General features: G+C 42.2%; 15 protein-coding genes. 6 read left to right on the plus strand and 9 right to left on the minus strand.

Annotation, left to right across the window (positions count from 1 at the left end; genetic code table 11):
- Positions 1 to 226 precede the first annotated feature (226 nt).
- From Q0R88_RS05270 to Q0R88_RS05300, 7 genes are all read right to left on the minus strand, one after another.
- Positions 227 to 946 carry a hypothetical protein gene (locus Q0R88_RS05270; RefSeq protein ID WP_295713253.1) on the minus strand — a complete coding sequence of 240 codons (720 nt, stop codon included), beginning with the start codon at positions 944 to 946 and terminating at the stop codon, positions 227 to 229.
- 301 nt (positions 947 to 1,247) lie between these two features.
- On the minus strand, positions 1,248 to 1,511 hold the full coding sequence (locus Q0R88_RS05275) for a hypothetical protein (protein ID WP_295713255.1): 264 nt from the start codon (positions 1,509 to 1,511) through the stop codon (positions 1,248 to 1,250).
- Positions 1,487 to 2,686, minus strand: coding sequence for a TlpA disulfide reductase family protein (locus tag Q0R88_RS05280; protein ID WP_295713257.1), 1,200 nt, complete (start codon positions 2,684 to 2,686; stop codon positions 1,487 to 1,489). Before Q0R88_RS05280 ends, Q0R88_RS05275 begins: the two co-directional genes overlap by 25 nt.
- 377 nt (positions 2,687 to 3,063) lie before the next feature.
- Positions 3,064 to 3,207 (minus strand): hypothetical protein, encoded by a 144-nt coding sequence (locus Q0R88_RS05285; protein WP_295713260.1) that lies wholly within the window; start codon positions 3,205 to 3,207, stop codon positions 3,064 to 3,066.
- Positions 3,208 to 3,546: 339 nt separating this feature from the next.
- Entirely contained in the window at positions 3,547 to 4,542 is a 996-nt protein-coding gene (locus tag Q0R88_RS05290) for an MlaD family protein (protein ID WP_295713262.1), read from the minus strand.
- Between the two features lie 21 nt (positions 4,543 to 4,563).
- Positions 4,564 to 5,337 (minus strand): ATP-binding cassette domain-containing protein, encoded by a 774-nt coding sequence (locus Q0R88_RS05295; protein ID WP_295713265.1) that lies wholly within the window; start codon positions 5,335 to 5,337, stop codon positions 4,564 to 4,566.
- Positions 5,338 to 5,349: 12 nt separating this feature from the next.
- Positions 5,350 to 6,159, minus strand: a complete 810-nt coding sequence (locus tag Q0R88_RS05300; RefSeq protein WP_295713267.1) for an ABC transporter permease — start codon at positions 6,157 to 6,159, stop codon at positions 5,350 to 5,352.
- A gap of 674 nt (positions 6,160 to 6,833) precedes the next feature.
- On the opposite strand from Q0R88_RS05300, the gene Q0R88_RS05305 reads away from it, so the two are divergent.
- The 5 genes from Q0R88_RS05305 (at position 6,834) to Q0R88_RS05325 (ending at position 13,800) form a co-directional block, all read left to right on the plus strand.
- Positions 6,834 to 7,712 carry an AraC family transcriptional regulator gene (locus Q0R88_RS05305; protein WP_295713269.1) on the plus strand — a complete coding sequence of 293 codons (879 nt, stop codon included), beginning with the start codon at positions 6,834 to 6,836 and terminating at the stop codon, positions 7,710 to 7,712.
- A gap of 241 nt (positions 7,713 to 7,953) precedes the next feature.
- The gene (locus tag Q0R88_RS05310) at positions 7,954 to 9,786 is read left to right on the plus strand and encodes a sodium:solute symporter family protein (RefSeq protein WP_295713272.1); all 1,833 of its coding nucleotides are present in this window, start codon (positions 7,954 to 7,956) and stop codon (positions 9,784 to 9,786) included.
- A gap of 13 nt (positions 9,787 to 9,799) precedes the next feature.
- Positions 9,800 to 10,987 carry a glycosidase gene (locus tag Q0R88_RS05315; RefSeq protein WP_295713274.1) on the plus strand — a complete coding sequence of 396 codons (1,188 nt, stop codon included), beginning with the start codon at positions 9,800 to 9,802 and terminating at the stop codon, positions 10,985 to 10,987.
- Between the two features lie 204 nt (positions 10,988 to 11,191).
- The gene (locus Q0R88_RS05320; protein ID WP_295713276.1) at positions 11,192 to 12,370 is read left to right on the plus strand and encodes an AGE family epimerase/isomerase; all 1,179 of its coding nucleotides are present in this window, start codon (positions 11,192 to 11,194) and stop codon (positions 12,368 to 12,370) included.
- Between the two features lie 356 nt (positions 12,371 to 12,726).
- The gene (locus Q0R88_RS05325) at positions 12,727 to 13,800 is read left to right on the plus strand and encodes a glycosyl hydrolase (protein ID WP_295713279.1); all 1,074 of its coding nucleotides are present in this window, start codon (positions 12,727 to 12,729) and stop codon (positions 13,798 to 13,800) included.
- Between the two features lie 1,387 nt (positions 13,801 to 15,187).
- On the opposite strand, the gene nhaA is transcribed toward Q0R88_RS05325, so the two are convergent.
- Positions 15,188 to 16,486 carry a Na+/H+ antiporter NhaA gene (gene nhaA / locus Q0R88_RS05330; protein WP_295713282.1) on the minus strand — a complete coding sequence of 433 codons (1,299 nt, stop codon included), beginning with the start codon at positions 16,484 to 16,486 and terminating at the stop codon, positions 15,188 to 15,190.
- Between the two features lie 256 nt (positions 16,487 to 16,742).
- A complete protein-coding gene (locus tag Q0R88_RS05335) occupies positions 16,743 to 18,611 on the minus strand; it encodes a M1 family metallopeptidase (RefSeq protein WP_295713285.1) in 1,869 nt (622 codons plus the stop codon).
- Between the two features lie 149 nt (positions 18,612 to 18,760).
- Here Q0R88_RS05335 and Q0R88_RS05340 point away from each other — a divergent pair, with 149 nt between their 5' ends.
- Positions 18,761 to 18,997, plus strand: a complete 237-nt coding sequence (locus tag Q0R88_RS05340) for a hypothetical protein (protein WP_295713288.1) — start codon at positions 18,761 to 18,763, stop codon at positions 18,995 to 18,997.
- The last annotated feature ends 20 nt before the right edge of the window (positions 18,998 to 19,017 follow it).

The following is a 19,017-nucleotide window of genomic DNA, read 5'->3' on the forward strand; positions in this document are numbered from 1 at the left end:
ACCTGGAAGTAGAGCGAACCTGGAAGAGTTATTATAAAACTCAAAATGTGGATTTGTAAACCTATTTTAGGACTAATAAATATTGTAAACGTATAACAGGATTTATCAATTAAACTGTAAACCTATTTTAGGACAAGACAAACGATGGAAAAATGTTGCAGACCTATCAGCGGGGCACACTCGACACGCGTGCGACAGCGGAGGGTTACCCGTTCCCGGAGATCGTCTACTTTTTTGCGACCTTCTCTGCATCATGATTGTATTTTTTCACGGCTTCATACAATCCCTTTTTTTCGACATATTCAGTAGCCTTGGAATTACCGGTAACAATTTTCAACACATTATCCTTTGATAATTTTTCAATTGGCCCATCATTTAGCTGGATGCCAATTATTTCAGCAGAAACAAAATCCATTTTGGGTGCCCCAAATACAGGGGTGCCAACCACGGTAAGATAAGTGCCGCTTTTGGCATAAACATTTATTGCACCTGTTATTACTTTTATAGTCCACCCGCTATCAGTCGGCAATCCGGGTCTTGTTTCTTCATAGCCTTGATTATCGGGTATCAATGCAGTTATATTTGATGTTTGATTCGGATAAATTTTCTGAAAGCGATGCAGGGTGTCTGATTTCGGGAACTTCTTATCTACAAATACCAGGAAATTTTTATGCAGAACGGTATCCAGGTACATGTAAGATTTGATCTTTTTTATATCGCCGTCTTTTAATATCACAATATATCCTTGTCCCTGCCCCGCATTTTTTCGCCAATTTCTGTTCATGTTCAATTGCATCTGCATATTCATTTGCATATTCATGAATTGTTGGTTCTGTTGTGCACGAACTGCTGCCATCCCAGGATATTGGGCGTACGCTTTATAAGCAGAAAAGCTGGATAAAATAATTATCGTAAAAAAAAGTATGATGTTACGGATATGAGGCATGATAAGGATATTTTACTGAACAAAGATAAAAAAACAAATAAATTTAAAAACCCGTATAACAGCCGTTGTTGTTGCCCGGGGGCATTGTAACGAAAAATGAACATTATTTAGCTTATGGTCGGTGTTTTCACCGCACCATTTGTTGATGATCTCGTTTTTCAAAAAGGCCTTAACAGCCACTGTCATTATGTAAAGTTGTTAAGGTTGTAATAGGGTATTAGATGTCATATCCCGACCTCAAGCTGGTGCGGTAAAAGCGTCGACCAGAGCCAACAAGCGCCGGTATCGGTTAGCTATATACCTACTTCAACAGTTTATCTAACTGTGAATGCAATATTTGTTTTTCACTTGGGCGGGGGCTATTAATATCTACTATCTTGCCTTCGGTATCTATTAAACAGTAGTGAGGTATTCCACTTATGTTATAAGCCTGGCATACCGGGTTTTTCATCCAGCCTTCGGCTATCAGGTTAACGCCATGCAGGTTCAGTTTGGCAAGCCCTGCTTTCCACCCGCCTTCACTGCTGTCAACACAAATGTTTACAAATACAATATTCTTGTCCATATATTTTTCATGCAATGCCGGTACTCGTTTTTGATATCATAAACACAGGGACCGCAACCAACTCCCCAAAAATCAATATATACAACCTTGCCCCTGAACTGCGATAAGGAAACCTGTTTGCCGTTATCATCTTTAAGTGTAAAACCGGGTGCTGGCATACCGGGTTTTAACCGCTGGATATTAACGAAGAACTGTTTTAAAGTGTCGGCATATTTTGGTGTTTTTACTTTGCTGGCAAACGTCTTATATACAGTTACGGCATCATTAAAAGGCGCAAAATCAAAATTAGACAGGATATTTTTAGTGGTAAACCAATCGCTCATTTCAAGGGTGTGAAATGCTGCCAGCCCCCTGTACCCTTCCGATAAGCCGACAACATACGGAACCTCATTTCCCGCCCCGGTGACCCAGGAATTAAAGGCCTGAAAGAACCTTACGTAATCAAAAACAAAATCACGGTATTCGGAACTGTTCTTGTACCATTCGTCACATTCGGTTGTGTAGGCATTCTTATTGGTTAGCGCAGCATTGTTTTTTGTGTTTTCTGTCGGATGTTCGATAAATAGATCGTAAGCCGGTAATAACCGCAGCTGCAATAAATAACTGGCATAATGAAAATAAATATCCGTAGCGCTATTCCTATAATTATCTCTCGAACCACCCGCAAACAGTATTTCAATTTGTTTATTATAAAGGCGATTGATCTTCTTGAACTTTGCAGAATCTGTCAGCTCCATGTTTGTAAATAAATTGTGCACCTCTTCTGCTGAATTATTTTCGAACGTTCTGAGTGTTATAAATGTCTGAATTTCTTTATCCCTTTCAGGTTGTGAAGCACGTATTACAATCGTATTAAAAGCGTTTTTGCCGTCAAAATTCACCAGGATGGTATCATTTTTTTGAAGATTAACAACCAGGCCATTGCCATCCCTGAAAAATACACATTTGTAGTTCTCATCAATTTTTATCCGCTTAAAAAAATCACCGTTCTTATCAACCGGAACAGAAAGCGTTTTAAATTCGAGATAATTAATTTCGCTGTAGTCCCACATGTCTTCGATGTGATTTGTAATATGTCCCTTAATAATGGCATAAGCGGCAGGTGCCGGTTTTGGGTTTTGCGCCATTGCGTTAAGGCCGGACAGCACAGCCAATAACAGGATAAGGTGTTTCATAAGGCTAATAGGTTTATTAGTACACCGCAATTATAGGATTTTAATTTTGAAACTTTATTTAACGTTGACCGAAACCCCTGTTGTTTCCAACTATAGTAACCCCTTTATATATTTATCCTAAACAAAAGCACCAATCTTATGAAAGGCTACATTATCCGCTATCACCAATCAGAGGCTAAACAACCTGCACCGTTAGGTGCTACCTGTTTGTAGAAAAAACCACGCCATTAACCTTTGCCTCGTAGAGGCTACCCTTCGCCAGCATATGGTTATCTTGCAAATTTCGGGTAGCACCTACGGCGCAAAATTCATTTTTGTGTTATTTGCTACAAACAGGTAGCTCCTGACGGAGCATTTTTGCCTACTTAAAGTTTGCGTTAGCGATTGCAGCGGATACCGGCCAATGTGGCTAAGGCTTGTGCAGTATGAGCGTAAAGCGCGGGCCGCAGGTAACGCCATGATATAGATTTGAGATTGCGTTGCAGATCGGCACAAACCGCAGACTTATAGCGGCTCTGCATAGCATTGCTTTGTTCTTTGAAATGACAAGTATGTTATTACCTCTATACCTTATAACAATGACGGAGGAGAGGGTTCCGGGAAAATTGGAAATCGTGAGAATCTGTTAATCCTATAAATCCAGGTTCAGACAAAAGGGGCATTTGCTTGTCGGCTTTGCGCAGTTCGCTATTGCGTAGTTCCTGGTAATGACATAATAAATTCCAGTCATGTTGAACTTGTTTCAACATCCCATTTGCTAAGCCGGCTGCTAATCAAATCACCTACCTGTCCCGTGAGGTGCTGAAACAACTCAACGTGACTTGATGGACATGTCATTTTCCCTTCACGCTCCGATGGATTTACTGTCCCGCATTCTTTAAACTATCGGCCTTTGCTTTCTTCGCCTTGTCCTTAAAAAAACCTTTCAGGAAAAAGTTGTGTTGTGCGGCTTCCAGGTCGTCGTTTAGTTTAATGGAGCTTTGTTGCAGGTTGTTGAGGGTGGTTTGTACCTGTACGGCGCCTTTGGGGTCGTTTAGTAGTACACCAATGGCGTTATCTGTTCTGTTCAGCTTGTCGCTGGCTTTGTTGAGGTTATTGGTTAGGGTTGATGCATTGCTGGCGGCGCTTTGCAGCTGGGTTACTGCCTGCCTTATCCGGTTAAATGTAGCGGTATCGGTAAGCAGGTTATCGGCAAGGCCGCCTTTGGTGTTTAATTTATTGCCGAAATGATCAAGCTGTACAGCCATCCGGGCGGCACTTTGGGTCGCGGCCTGTAGGTTAAGCATCGATGCGCGTAACTGATCAGCCATGGTGTTATCGGCCATTAAAGCGCCAACGGTACCTTTCCCGGCCAGTATCTGGTGACTGAGGGCCTTAAAATCGGTAGTTATAGCCAGCAGGTTCTGGTTATTTTCCTGAAGGGTTTTGAGCAGGTCATCGGTCGAGAGCATTTTTTCGGCCTGCAGCACATCGCCATCCTGCACTTCGGGCGCTTGCGGACTACCGCCATCTATCACAATAATCTTATTACCTATCAACCCATCCGAGCTGATTTTTGCCTGGGCATTGCGGTGGATGTATTGCTGAGAGGCCTGGTCGATACTCATAAAAACCTGTACCTGTGATGGTCCGGTAAATCTAACAGCGCTGATGGTGCCTACCTTTACGCCCGAGAACCAAACGTTGTTTCCCTTTTTTAGCCCGGCAACGTCGCTGAAAACAGAGCTGAGCTTGATGTTTTTTACAAAAGTCTTTTGCTGCCCGCCAAGTGTGAATACGCCAAGGATAAACAGGATTAAGCCGAGGGCTAAAAATAGGCCTACCGTAATTGCTTTTTTATTTTCTGATGCGTCCATGATAATGGTATAATGTCTTTTCTATTGGATAAAGTTGTAGTCAAAAAAAGGTTTAACCCGGCTGTCGGTAGTATCAAATACTTCTTCGAAAGATCCGGTACGCTGAAATTGCCCATCGAGCAGCATGGCAATGCGGTCGCCGGTTTGCTTGGCGCAGGTTAAATCATGCGTAATGATGATGGATGAGGTGTTGTAGCGTTCCTGTACCTCATTAATCAGATCGTTGATTTCGATACAGGTGATAGGGTCGAGGCCGGCGGTAGGCTCATCATACAGCATAATCTCGGGGTTCAGGATCAGGGTACGTGCTATCCCGATCCGCTTACGCTGGCCGCCCGATAGTTCAGAAGGCATCTGGTTAATGGTTTGCGACAGGCCCACGGCATCCAGCACGGTTTCAACAGCGGTGTTTATTTCCTGGCGGGTAATGCCCTTACGGTTACGTACTAAGGGAAACTCCAGGTTTTTGCGCACCGTCATACTATCATATAAGGCGCTGTTTTGAAACGAGAAACCTATCCTTACGCGCAGCTCTTGTAATTCTTCTTCGCGGATATGGGCAATATTATGACCCAATACATTCACCTCGCCCTTATCAGGACTTAGCAAACCTGATATAATTTTGATCAACACAGATTTTCCAGAACCCGAGCGGCCCAGCACCACCAGGTTTTCGCCCTGGTAAAGGTCAAGATCAATGCCGCGCAAAACAGCGTAATCTTCAAAGGATTTTTCGAGCCCCCTTACGCTGATCACCGGGTTGGTATGGTCTGCTTTAACTATTTTCTTCTCCATGTTTCCCTTTGTTTAACGGAACCAGCTGGTTATCTGTACTATAATAATTTCTTCAATAAACACCAGGAACATGGCGGTTACCACGGCCCCGTTGGCTGCTTTACCCACACCCTCGGTTCCCTTGCTGGAGTTAAAGCCCTGGTAGCAACCTACTATCCCAATAGTAAACCCAAACACAATGGATTTCACAAGCGATGCCACAAAATCGGTAAAAGTTAAGGGATCAAATACTTCCTGGATAAATGTGCTCCAGGTAGTGCCCTCGTTTTGATTTACATTTAAAAAGCCCCCCACAATAGCAATAAAGCCTGTATAGGTTGCCAAAATAGGGATGGTAAGGGTGGTGGCAATTACGCGGGTACATACCAAAAATTTAAAAGGTTTGGTGCCCGATACTTCCATGGCGTCAATTTGCTCGGTTACGCGCATAGAACCCAGCTCGGCCCCGATGCTTGAGCCAACTTTGCCCGATGCTATTAATGCCGTAACTAAAGGAGCCAATGCCCGCATAATGGCTATTGATACCAGGGAAGGCAACCATGACTGAGCCCCGAATTGTGAAAGCGAAGGCCTTGATTGCTTGGTGAATATCACCCCCACTATAAACCCGGTTACGGTAATTAAGGTAAATGAGCGTACACCTACTTCAAAGCATTGCTTCATTATTTCTTTAAATTCAAAAGGGGGCATAAAGGCCTCCCTGAAAAAGCGCAGAATGAATTGGTTGATGCGGTATAAGCTGATAAAAAAGTCGGTGATGCTTTGTCTTAGTTTCGATCTTTTTTTTACTACCGCCGGTGTGGTGCTTTCTGCTGTATCCATTAAATATGATATAGTAGTTTTTGATTCATTTATATTATGGTTAATCTACAATAAATATTTACCATTTGTTTTGCTGGTGAGTATATTATAGGGCATAATGTTAAACTGTTATGACTAATGTTTTTTGTGCTAATTTAATGCCATAATAAAAGGATGTTTAAATATACGGGCTTTTATTGGCATAAGCCGGAGTTTTAAGTATTGACCGTTTGGGTTAAATGTTAAAACACCAATTGGGTGCAAACCTAATGCTTACAGTTTACATGCCGGTTAATGGATTGTAAAATTTTAATAACCAATAATGATAGTTTTACATACAGTAATTTATCGCTCATTAATGGCAATTTATCGCTCTTTTATTGGCGCGGATCGCTCATTATTGGCAATTTATAGCTCATTATTGAAGTTTATTGATGGTGAAAAATGCTGTTTGGGGTGTATTTGGGGATGAAAATTGGAAGTTTATTGATAGAATAAAATGCTGCTCAGGGGCGAATTTTAGTTGGAGATTGATTGTTTATTGATAGAAAAAAGGTCTTTTAAGAGGATATTTGAGGTTGAAAAGCAATGAAATAAGACTGAATTATAATCTGAAAATTACGAAATGGTAAATAGTTAATATAATTTGGTTAAATTCGTATCAGGATTTTCTTCTTTTTAAACCTATACAATTTATGACGACAAGTAATGTGATGCGTGAAATAACGCCGCTTACCCCCAGTGATTGCTTTACCATTTTTTCGAGAGTTAAAAAAAAGTTCGACTTCCCATTGCATTATCATGATGAATATGAGCTTAACCTGATCATTAATGCCAAAGGCGCCAGGCGGGTTGTAGGCGGGCATATAGAAGTAATTGATGATGTGGAACTGGCGCTGGTTGGTCCTAATTTGTATCATGCCTGGTTTACCCATCAATGCCTTAGCGAGGAGATCACCGAGGTAACCATTCAATTTCATAAAGATCTGTTTGATGAAAAATTTCTGAAGCGGAACCAGTTGAGCTTTGTAAAAAGCATGCTGGAACGCTCGCAGCGGGGTATCGTTTTTTCGCCCGAAACCATACTTGCTCTTAAAGATAGGATCATCAGCCTGGATAAAAAGAGTGGCTTTGATTCGGTGCTGGAGCTGATGTCTATTTTGCATGACTTGTCTATCTCCCGCAATATGAAGATGTTGTCGGATCCGAGTTTTAGCAACGATAAGTTTTATTACAACAGCCGCCGCATCGAAAAAGTGTTTGAGCACATGAACGTGAACTATAACAAACAGGTTACCCTGGCCGAGGTATCAAAAATTGCCAACATGCCCGAGGCTTCTTTTAGCCGGTTCATCAAAAAGCGCACAGGTAAAACTTTTATCGATAGTTTAAACGAAATTAGGCTCGGCCATGCCTCCCGCATGCTGATAGACTCCACCGCTACCGTTGCCGAGATCGCTTATAAATGCGGGTTTAACAATATCTCCAATTTCAACAGGATCTTTAAACGCAAAAAACTGTGTATCCCCAAAGAGTTTAGGGAAACCTACACCGGCAACCGGGTTTTTATTTAAGCGATTTGAAAATTTTAGAATAGCGGAATTGTGCAGATATTAAAATATAAGGTTAAAAAAGTATTATAAAATTAATCTTAATAAGTTCACTTTTGAATCAACCAATTTAACTTAAACTGTGAAGGCGGCATGCCTGGCGGATTTTGATAAAAAGTCAGTAATTTTTTGAGGGTTTTTCTGGAAGGAATTTCAAAAAAAAATCAAAAAATCACAAAGAAAAAACAATAATCATGTCAAATAAATGAAGCTACACGCACTTGATGCTGCCATTATAGTTTTGTACCTGTTGAGCACCATTTTTATCGGTTTGTGGTATCGTAAAAAAGCCCGCGAAAATAAGGAAAGCTATATGTTGGGCGGTAAATCATTACCCTGGTATAAGCTGGGGCTAAGCGATGCATCCGATATGTTTGATATCAGCGGCACCATGTGGATGGTGAGCCTGTGCTTTGTATATGGCATGAAAAGCATCTGGATCCCCTGGTTGTGGCCGGTATTTAACCAGGTGTTTTTGATGATGTACCTCTCGCGTTGGCTGCGCCGCTCAAACGCCGCCACAGGTGCCGAATGGCTGGCCACCCGGTTTGGTAAAACAGGACCGGGCGTAGGCAATTCTCATATAATTGTTATCGCGTTCGCGCTGCTTAGTTGCCTGGGTTTTTTAGCCTACGGGTTTATTGGGCTGGGTAAATTCATTGAAATTTTTATTCCCTGGGATTTGGTTAAAGCCTATGTTCCCTTCAACGTTGCGCCGCAATATGTACCACATGTTTATGGTATTGTTTTCACGCTATTCGCCATGTTTTATTCCATTTTGGGCGGTATGCACAGTATTGTTCTGGGCGATATGGTCAAATACGGCATCATGTCTGTTGCCTGTATCTGGATAGGTTTTATTGCGGCTCATAAATTAGCAGGTCATCATTTAAATGTGCCTGATGGTTGGTACAGCCCATTTTTTGGGAAAAATTTAGGCATGAGCTGGTCGGGCATTATTAATGAGGTTAACCAGAAAATTAAGGATGATGGTTATTCGCTGTTTGGCTTGTTTTTTATGATGATGACCTTTAAAGGTTTCTTCGCGGCGCTGGCTGGTCCGGCGCCTAATTATGATATGCAAAAGATCCTGTCGACACGTTCGCCCGAGGAAGCCAGTAAAATGAGTGGTTTTGTGAGTATCATTTTGTTACCCATCCGCTACTCGCTTATCGTAAGCTTAACCATCCTGGGCCTGTTGTATTATAATCAAATGAACCTTAAGGATGCTACCGGCGCTATCGATTTTGAAAGGATATTACCGGCTGTTATCAATAATTTTTTACCGGTTGGCCTGGTTGGGTTGCTGTTAGCCGGTTTGCTTGGCGCTTTCATGAGCACATTTTCCGGTACAATGAACGCGGCACAGGCTTATATCGTAAATGATATCTACATTAAATATTTTAACCCTGCGGCATCTACCAAAAAAATCATCGCCATGAATTACCTGGTAGGTGTGGTTGTGGTGGCGGTAGGGGTTATTCTTGGCTTCTTTGTAAAAGATGTAAACAGCGTACTGCAATGGATCGTATCGGCGCTTTATGGTGGCTACGTAGCATCAAATGTGCTCAAGTGGCATTGGTGGCGCTTTAATGCCAACGGCTTTTTTTACGGCATGCTGGCTGGTATTCTATCCTCCATGGTGTTTTCGCTGCTTATTCCATCCGGCGAGCTGTTGTATTGGTTTCCGCTCTTGTTCTTCATCTCCATGGCCGGTTCGGTTATCGGCTCCTATGCCAGCGCTCCAACAGATATGGCCGTATTAAAATCCTTTTACAGCAATGTACGCCCATGGGGTTTTTGGGAGCCAGTTAAAAAACTGGTAATGGCTGAAGATGGAAGCTTTGTGCCGAATAGAAATTTCAAACTGAACATGTTTAACGTGGTAATAGGGACTATTGCTCAATTATGCCTCACCATATTGCCCATGTATCTCATCCTCAATCAAAAATTGCCCTTGCTTGTAACCGTGGCATTGTTGGCAGTGATCATGCTGATACTGAAAAGGACATGGTGGAATAAATTAAAAGACTATTGATAGAAAGACATATATGACCCCTGAATTTAAACAAAGATTAACCCTGTTGCAGCAGGAACAACATCAACTTATAACAAAGCCTAACCAAATATCAGGTACCGGCAACGGTGTTTTTGATCGTTATATAAACCCGGTGCTAACAGCTGCGCATACTCCAATTTACTGGCGGTATGATCTGGATGCCGCTACCAATCCATACCTCATGGAGCGCTTTGGCATTAACGCCGCCTTTAATGCCGGTGCTATAAAATTTAACGGCAGGTATATGATGGTGGTGCGCGTTGAGGGAGTGGATCGCAAGTCGTTTTTTGCTGTGGCTGAGAGTCCTGATGGAGTCAGCAATTTTACTTTTTGGGAATATCCTGTCAATCTGCCGCAAACACATGAGCCTGATACCAATGTATATGATATGCGCTTAACGCAGCATCAGGACGGGTGGATTTATGGCCTGTTCTGCACCGAAAGGCGCGATCCTGCTGCCCCCGCACATGATCAATCAACGGCTGTTGCCGCTTGCGGCATAGCCCGCACAAAAGACCTGGTGCAATGGGAACGTCTGCCCGATCTTAAAACCAATTCACCGCAACAACGCAACGTAGTATTGCACCCGGAGTTTGTAGATGGTAAATATGCCCTGTACACCCGCCCGCAGGATGGTTTTATTAGTGCCGGCACTGGCGGTGGTATTGGCTTTGGCCTGACCGATAATATGGAAAATGCGGTTATTGACCAGGAAACTATCATCGATAATAAAAATTACCATACCGTTTACGAAGCTAAAAACGGACAGGGCCCTACACCTGTAAAAACTGACAAAGGTTGGCTGCACCTGGCTCATGGTGTACGCAATACAGCGGCCGGCTTGCGCTATGTACTGTACATGTTTATGACCGATTTAAACAACCTCACCAGGGTTACGCACAAACCCGGCGGCTATTTCTTAGCGCCAGAGGGAGAGGAGCGCGTGGGTGATGTATCTAACGTGGTATTCTGTAACGGATGGATAGCCGATGAGGACGGAACGGTTTATATCTATTATGCGTCATCAGATACGAGGATGCATGTAGCCACCACTACGGTTGCTAAACTGGTAGATTATGTGATGAATACACCTGAGGATGGCTTTAAGTCGTCAACTTCGGTGGATAAGGTTTATGGGATTGTTGATAAGAATAAAAATATTATACAGGAAATATTGTAGGTTTCGTAAGTGCCTATTCTCCGTAGAGACGCCAATTTGCGTCTCCCGTGTGCAAATCGGAAATGCAATTCCGCTCGTCTGGTGAGAGACGCAAATATGCGCCTCTACAGAAAATTGCCTTATTAAAATGTCATTTGATTTACAAGTATGACGGATAACACACCCCGGCCGCTGCACAAATTATCGACTGAACAGCGAACATTATTGAAAAATTATAAAACCGAGCTCAGCAGCGAGCTAAGCAACATCATCGCCTATTGGCAAAAATATACGCCTGATGAAGTAAATGGTGGCTTTTTAGGTAAGATAGATAATGACAACCACGTAACGCCCGATGCGCCTAAAGGCTCGGTTTTAAACGCCAGGATCTTGTGGAGCTTTTCGGCGGCTTGTAATTTGAAGCCCGATGAAGCCAGTTTGGAAATGGCTAACAGGGCTTATGCCTACATCAATGCTCATTTTATTGACGAGGAATTTGGCGGGGTGTATTGGTCTGTCGACGACAAGGGCAATATGCTGGATACAAAAAAGCAGGTTTATGCCAGCGCGTTTACGCTTTATGCCCTTAGCGAATACTATATGGCCTCTGGTTTAGCGGTAGTTAAAGATCAGGCTATTGCCCTGTATCATTTGTTGGTTGATAAAAGCTATGATCAGCATCAAACAGGGTACATGGAAGCCTTCGCCCGCGATTGGCAGCCAATAAACGATCTGCGTTTGAGCGCCAAAGATGCTAACGAAAAAAAGACCATGAACACCCATTTGCACGTACTGGAAGCCTATACCAACCTGTACCGCATTTGGCCCAATAACGAACTTAAAAAACAAATTGAAACGCTGATAGATGATTTTTGCGATCACTTTATTGATGCCGAAACCCATCACCTCGTGTTGTTTTTTGATGAGGATTGGAACCGTAAATCGGATATGATTTCTTACGGACACGATATTGAAGCAACCTGGCTATTGCTGGAGGCTGCCGAGGTAATTGCCGACCAGAGCAAGGTGGAGCAGATCAAAAAGATTTGTTTAGCAATTGCTGATGCAACCGTAACAGGCTTGGATACCGATGGTGGTTTATGGTACGAGTATGAACCTGCGAATAGTCATCTCATTAAAGAAAAACACTGGTGGGTACAGGCCGAAGCAATGGTTGGTTTTTATAATGCCTGGCAAATCAGCGGCGATCAAAAATACCTCGACCTATGCATCAATAACTGGATTTTTGTTAAAACTAAAATACTGGACAAGCAAAATGGCGAATGGTTCTGGGGGATTAAAGATGACGGCAGCATTATGCCCAGCGAAGATAAGGTTGGCCTTTGGAAATGCCCTTACCATAACAGCAGGGCTTGTATTGAAATTATAAAACGGATAAATTAGAAAATTAATGGCATGGTGAGTTGTAAAATCCGGTGGCCTCTGAAGGGGAAATGACGTAACAAAACTGGCTGTCATCCTGAGCCTGTCGAAGGATAGCGGGCAAAGGCCTCTACGCGGAAGTCTTCGACAGGCTCAGACTGACAGACCCACACGCCTCAAAATCCAATACGTCATGGGTAGGAGGATATATAAAAAAGGCTTTGATAAGGGCATTTATTGCATATTGGTTTGCGAATTGCAAGCCGCAATCTATTATTGTTTTGAGGCTTGTTAAGCCGTAAGTTTAAAATAAAAGCTGGCGTTTTTTTATGAGGATTTTTTATAGCGTAATTTTAATATTGATAATTTGTAGCTCGATGGCAAATGCACAACAAATGTATGCTCCTGCCGATAAAAAGGCCAGTCGCGAAACTCGTGCACTTTTCTACAGCATGCAGCGCTTACTGGGTGCAGGGGTGATGTTTGGCCATCACGATGATACTGCTTATGGAGTGGGATGGAGGTTTGAAGCTGATAGATCTGATGTGAAAAGTGTTACAGGATCATACCCCTCCATTTACGGCTGGGACCTGGCCCGTATTGAGCACGATAGTATTCACGATATAAATGGCATAGCATTTAAATTGCAAAAGCAATTGGTTAAAGATGCTTATGAGCGCGGCGGTATCAATACCTTTTGCTGGCATATGGATAACCCTGCCAATGGTAAAACCGCATGGGATACTACGGGCAATACCATTAAAGATTTAATTTCCGGCGGTATTTACCATGATGCTTACGTTCAATACCTGGATAGGGCTGCAGATTACCTGAAGGAGTTGAAAGGTAAAAACGGCGAGGCTATTCCTTTACTTTTCAGGCCATTTCATGAGCTTACGGGTAGTTGGTTTTGGTGGGGGAAAAAGCAAAATACTCCCGAAGAATTTAAAGCTTTGTGGCAGTTTACGATTGATTACCTGCGCAATAACAAGAAGCTTCATAATTTATTGATCGTTTACTCCGCTGCCGATTTTGATTCGGAAGCTGAATTTTTGGAACGTTACCCTGGCGATGACTATGTGGATTTTATTGGTTTTGACAATTACTGTACCAAAAGTGTAGCTGGATATCAAACCAAATTGGATAAGCGCCTTGGTATTTTAGATGTTATTGCTACAAGTCATCACAAGCTGGCCTGCCTGCCCGAAACGGGCTATGTACAGATTCCGCAAGCTGATTGGTGGACAAAAGTTTTATTGCCAACCATGCTTCAACATAAAATATCATACGTAATGGCCTGGCGAAATGGTAATGTTAATCATTACTACGTGCCCTATCCCAACCAGGTAAGTGCCGATGATTTCGTAAAGTTTTTCAATAGTCACCAGGTGATATTTCAGAGCAGGTTAACTCCGTTGAGTGTTTATGGGAAACCTAATTTGGGAAAGTAAGGAACTGCCCCCTCTAAATCTCCCCCGGTAGGGGAGACTTTTTGATCTTTCGTCCCCTCAGGATCTCCTTGAAAAGGGACCCTGAGGCCGCTTGCTTAGTATAAACGATGCGTTTTCGACTTGCATGCAATCTCAGGATCAGGCCCTGAGGGATTGTAAATCCTTCTTGCAAAATTTCACACTTTAGTTACATAATATCACTACGCCTTTAATTATCAAATAGTTATTTTGAAATTAGATTTGAATAATGAAATGGTTTTGGGGAGGTTGATTTCAGGCAACCTTTTCTTAGCCACCTGGGGAGGTTGCTTGAAAACAGCCTTCCCTTAATTATAGAATCTTGCCTGCCTGTTTCCTTTCCAAAAAGGATATACGATTATATTCAACAAAACGCACAACTTTACACCCCTGCAAATAATCCGATTATATTTCAAATATCGTCGGATTATACCATTATCCTGTTTTATTTTGTCCCCAAGTGCCGGCACACGTGCCAGCATTGGGCATTTAATGACATATTTGTTTGCGAATTGCAATGGCACAATCTAATTAATGGAAATTGAAGCAAACCTACCAGTACATCCTCCGTGGACAAAACAATGATGAGAAAAATAAAACAGGTGAAACTGTTGGGGATCAAAATAGAAAAAGTGAATAAATGATGAAAAAAGCAATAACAACTTTAAATTGGATTATATCTATAATGGTAATTATTTCTTTGAGCGAAAGCTTTAGTGAGTATTATGATTATAAATCTCAATATAATGTATTTGTAAGAATGTATAATGATAACTCTTATCTGAATATGTTTAAGGATTGTAAAGATATTTTTCATAACCAAATATTAGCACTTGAATTTATTAAACAAAGTTATCTACAACAATTCTATTGGAATATAGTAATTGTTCTATTGTCCCTGTTTTTATTATTTCTTAAAAATAAATATACGTCAAAAGAAGGTTAGTCGCTTTTCTTTTTGCTCTTCGATATTTTTTAAAGCCTTCCCTTCCGGCTACTGTGTGTACATAAGTTTGTTAGCATGGCTCTGATTTGGCTAAAGCCTTCCGTACTCTTTATTTATCCGTCCCATAAATGGGACGGCAATGAATTAAAGTATTGTTTGCCTTTAATTCTTGATTGCCGTTGGTTTCAACCAACGGATAGAAAGCATTATAAGCATGGCTTTAGCCTAAATAATCAGTATTTTAGCACAAATGCAGTGTTAAGTTATTACACCAACCGAGTGAAAAAGATGTGTACAGATAGTAGCCCTTCCGGGAGGCGTTGGCTGCAGATTTTTGCCCCTGATGGTCTACTCCGCTGGCGCCCGCGTGCCGCGTGTGCCCCGATGACAAGTAAACAGCGTTTTGACCAGAGGGGACGTGATTTACGATTTCTTCAACACAACAACCCCCAATACACCCGCCAATAATGAAGCCAGTAAAATACCATATTTGGCCTGGTCAACCATTTCAGCATGAGTAAAAGCAAGTCCCGAGATAAAAAGCGACATGGTGAAACCAACTCCCGCCAGTAGAGCTACGCCGGTAATTTGTTTCCAATTGGCCTTTGCCGGGAGTTGGGCACCAAATTTAACCATTAGCCAGGTGGCCATTAAAACCCCTGCAAATTTACCCGCCAGCAAACCAATGGCAACGCCCATACTTACCGGGTTCATTATGGATGTAAAAAAATCGGCACCAATAATAATACCGGCGTTTGCTAACGCGAAAAGCGGCATGATCACAAAAGCCACCCAGGGATGCAGTAAATATTCCACTTTTTGAAGCGGGGTTTCGGCATCCATACTTAGTTCCTTTATTTTTTCGATGGTATGGTGCTGTTCGACCGTGGTTAGGGTGCTGTTGTTAGGGATCTGTTTTTCAAAATCAAAAAGCAACTTCTTTAAGCTTTCTGCATAATTTTTTTCGTTGATCCTGGTGCGTGCGGGTATAGTAAAGGCTACCAATACGCCGGCAATAGTAGCATGAACTCCCGAAAGCAAAAATGCCACCCAAACAGCAAAGCCTATTACCAAATAAAACGCGATGCTGCGAATGCCCATTTTGTTGCCAATGAGCAGTATTACCAATAACCAAATACCTATTGTTAAGGGAACAAGCGCTATATGCGTGCTATAAAATATGGCTATTACCAGTACAGCGCCAAGATCATCGGCCACGGCTAATGCTGACAAAAATACTTTTACAGAGGTTGGGATATGTTTGCCGGCAAGAGAAAGCAGTGCAAGTGCAAAGGCAATGTCGGTTGCCATGGGAATGCCCCAGCCATGTTCAGATTCGGTGCCTTTATTGATGAAAAAGTAAATGAGTGCTGGCACCAGCATACCTCCCAAAGCGGCTACCATAGGCAATGATGCTTTTTTTATGGTAGATAGCTCACCTGCCATAAATTCGCGCTTTAACTCCAGGCCTATCACGAAGAAAAATAAGGCCATCAGGCCGTCATTTATCCATAAATGCAGTGGATGATTGAGCACATAATCGCCAAAACCTAATGAAAATTTAATATCCCAAAGGTGATGATATGAATGCGCGAACGGCGAATTTACCCAGGCAATAGCCGCCAAAACGCTGATGAAAAGTACAATGCCACTGGTGTGCTCCTGGTGAATGAATTTATTTACCGGCTCGGTGAACTTATCAATTGGTAGCTTTTGCCTCATTATTTTAAAGTATCAATTAATTAGTGTCTCGGTTTGGCATTCAAACAGAAGGTTCGCGCTGCGTTATAGATAAGTTTTCAGAACCGTCCTTGCGGTTTTTAGAGCCGTCATTGCGAGGTACGAAGCAATCTCTACACAGGCAGATCGATCTTATAGGGTCTCTCTGTAAAGCTTGGAGATTGCTTCGTGCCTCGCAATGACGGTTGGGAAAAGTTTCCAATCCAACAATCCTTGCTCCAACAATCTTTGCTCTAACCTACGGTTTCCAAACGTTATTTCTGTTGTCCGAGTCGGCATCATAAGTAGTGCCTAATACTATTTGTTTTATTGGGCCTTTTGCAGTGAAAGTTAGTGTGGTTGTTTTGTTGCCCTTTGCCCAGCAGGCTATGCTTGTACCTACTGATTGTTTGCTGCCATCGGCGTAAAAAACAGTGAGGTGTACGGGTACCATTTTTGTGCCAATGCTTGTGATGGTAGCCTTGTATTTTGATGCCACATGGGTAACTTTAGTAATGGCCAGGTCTGGTAGTCCATTATCGAAGAACCAGTTTTTCCAAAACCAGTTCATGTTGGTGCCTGCACCTGTATTCATACAATTGAAAAAATCTAAGGGCATAGGGTGTTTACCATGCCAAAGGTTGATATAGTTATGCAGGGCTTTGGTAAACAATTCATCACCCAGCATTTCTTTTACATAGAGGTATCCCAGGCCGGGTTTAGGATAATTATCGGTAAACCGGGCCACCCCCGTTAACGCCGGTGTAAGTGTCATGATAGGTGCGTCCTGCTCCGAGCCGGCAGAGGCATTTACCGCGCTCATGCCATAGGAGTCTACAATTTTAGGATCAATTTGCGGGCTGATGAGCCACTCGCCAATAGTTGCCCAACCCTCGTCCATAAAGCCATACTTGGTTTCGTTGGTCCCCATATAAAACGGGAACATGGTATGGAAGATCTCATGATCTGTTAGTTCTATCGCATCCTCAGTTTGATCCAATGGGTTGTCATTCACCATCATCGGGTATTCCATCTGGTCGAGGCCATCAAAAACGGTTTCATGCGGGTATGGATAGGGCCATTTAGGGAATTTATAGCTCATGGTCTCCACTGTTTTGCGGGCATAATTTACTACGGCGAAGTAATCCTTATGCGCCGGGTTAAATACTGCGTCTACACGGGTACGCCTGCCGGTTTTAGGATCAACTACCAGGCTGCTTGCCTTCCATATATAATGGTTGCTGGTAGCAAAGGCCAGGTCGGTAACACTATCGGCCTCAAATTTCCAGGTATTAGCAGGGTTCTTTTTAGTGATATCAGCAGCAGCTAAATCTGCTTTGGTGACAATATCAGTCACTTTATCATCCGCGCCGGCAGAGGTGATCAGTTTTACATATTTGGGATTATAAACCTCATCAGCATTTTTAAGATTGCCTGTCGCCCAAACCTGGTAATCGCCCGGAACGGTAATTTCGGCACTGAAATGACAAAAATCATTATAAAACTCTTGTGAACCTACGTAAGGATATTCGTTCCATCCATCAATATCATCATAAACAGCAATGCGGGGGAAAAAGTAAGCTATAAAGAAGGCGCCGTCATCTACCTGTCCAGTACGTATATGTGATGTTTTGTTAAGCGTATAGGAGTAGGCAATATCCAAATGAATTTTTTGTTTAGAACTGATAGGCTGTATTTTTAATGACATGTTGGTGCCCTTAATATGCAGTTTTGTGCTATCCAATAGCTGGTTATCCATACTTATTGATTTAATCTGTACTCCATCCGTCAGGTCGGTTGGTAATACCGCCATCTCTCTGATGCTGCCCTTTTGATAGATGTTTGGATAGAGCTTAAATTCGATCTTCTTCAATGTATCAGGGCTATTATTTACATAATCAATACCAACTGTGCCGATAAGCTGGCGGGTTTTAGGATCAAAATTTACTTTTATGGTATAGTTTGCCGTGTTTTGCCAGTAGCTTTTACCCGGTGTGCCGCTTTTGGTGCGGGTGCCGTTGGTATAAGTTTTTTGCAGGGTGGTAGTTATGGGTAAGGTTATTTGTGCCGATGCTATGGTAGTACCCGATAGTAAAACTATGGAGAGTAATTTTTTAAGGTTGATCATGAAGCCAGATTAATATCAGTTATATTTGAGGTAAATATAATAAAGAGAGAAATAATTCGGTTGAATTTAGGTTTTGATTGGCTATATATTATACATAGCAGATCCATTATTCTCCTTTTTAAAGTACTACCAATTATAACAGAACTAAGATGACTGCAGAAAAAATGATCATTATTACAGGCAAGCAATACCTTGAACTTAAACAAAGTTTAGAAGGCGGCGAGGGGCTTACCTACAATATAGGCACCGAGAAACACCCCGAACTGGTTAAAATAACCAACATGTACATGGATACTGATGCCGATTTTACACGCAACTCGGGCCAGTTTGCCAAAATGAATGAAGGGCTTAATATACAGGTGAAACTGGAGTATATTGTTGAATAAGTATTTTAAACCAGCACAAT

Source organism: Mucilaginibacter sp., from assembly GCF_025362475.1.
Lineage (GTDB): Bacteria > Bacteroidota > Bacteroidia > Sphingobacteriales > Sphingobacteriaceae > Mucilaginibacter.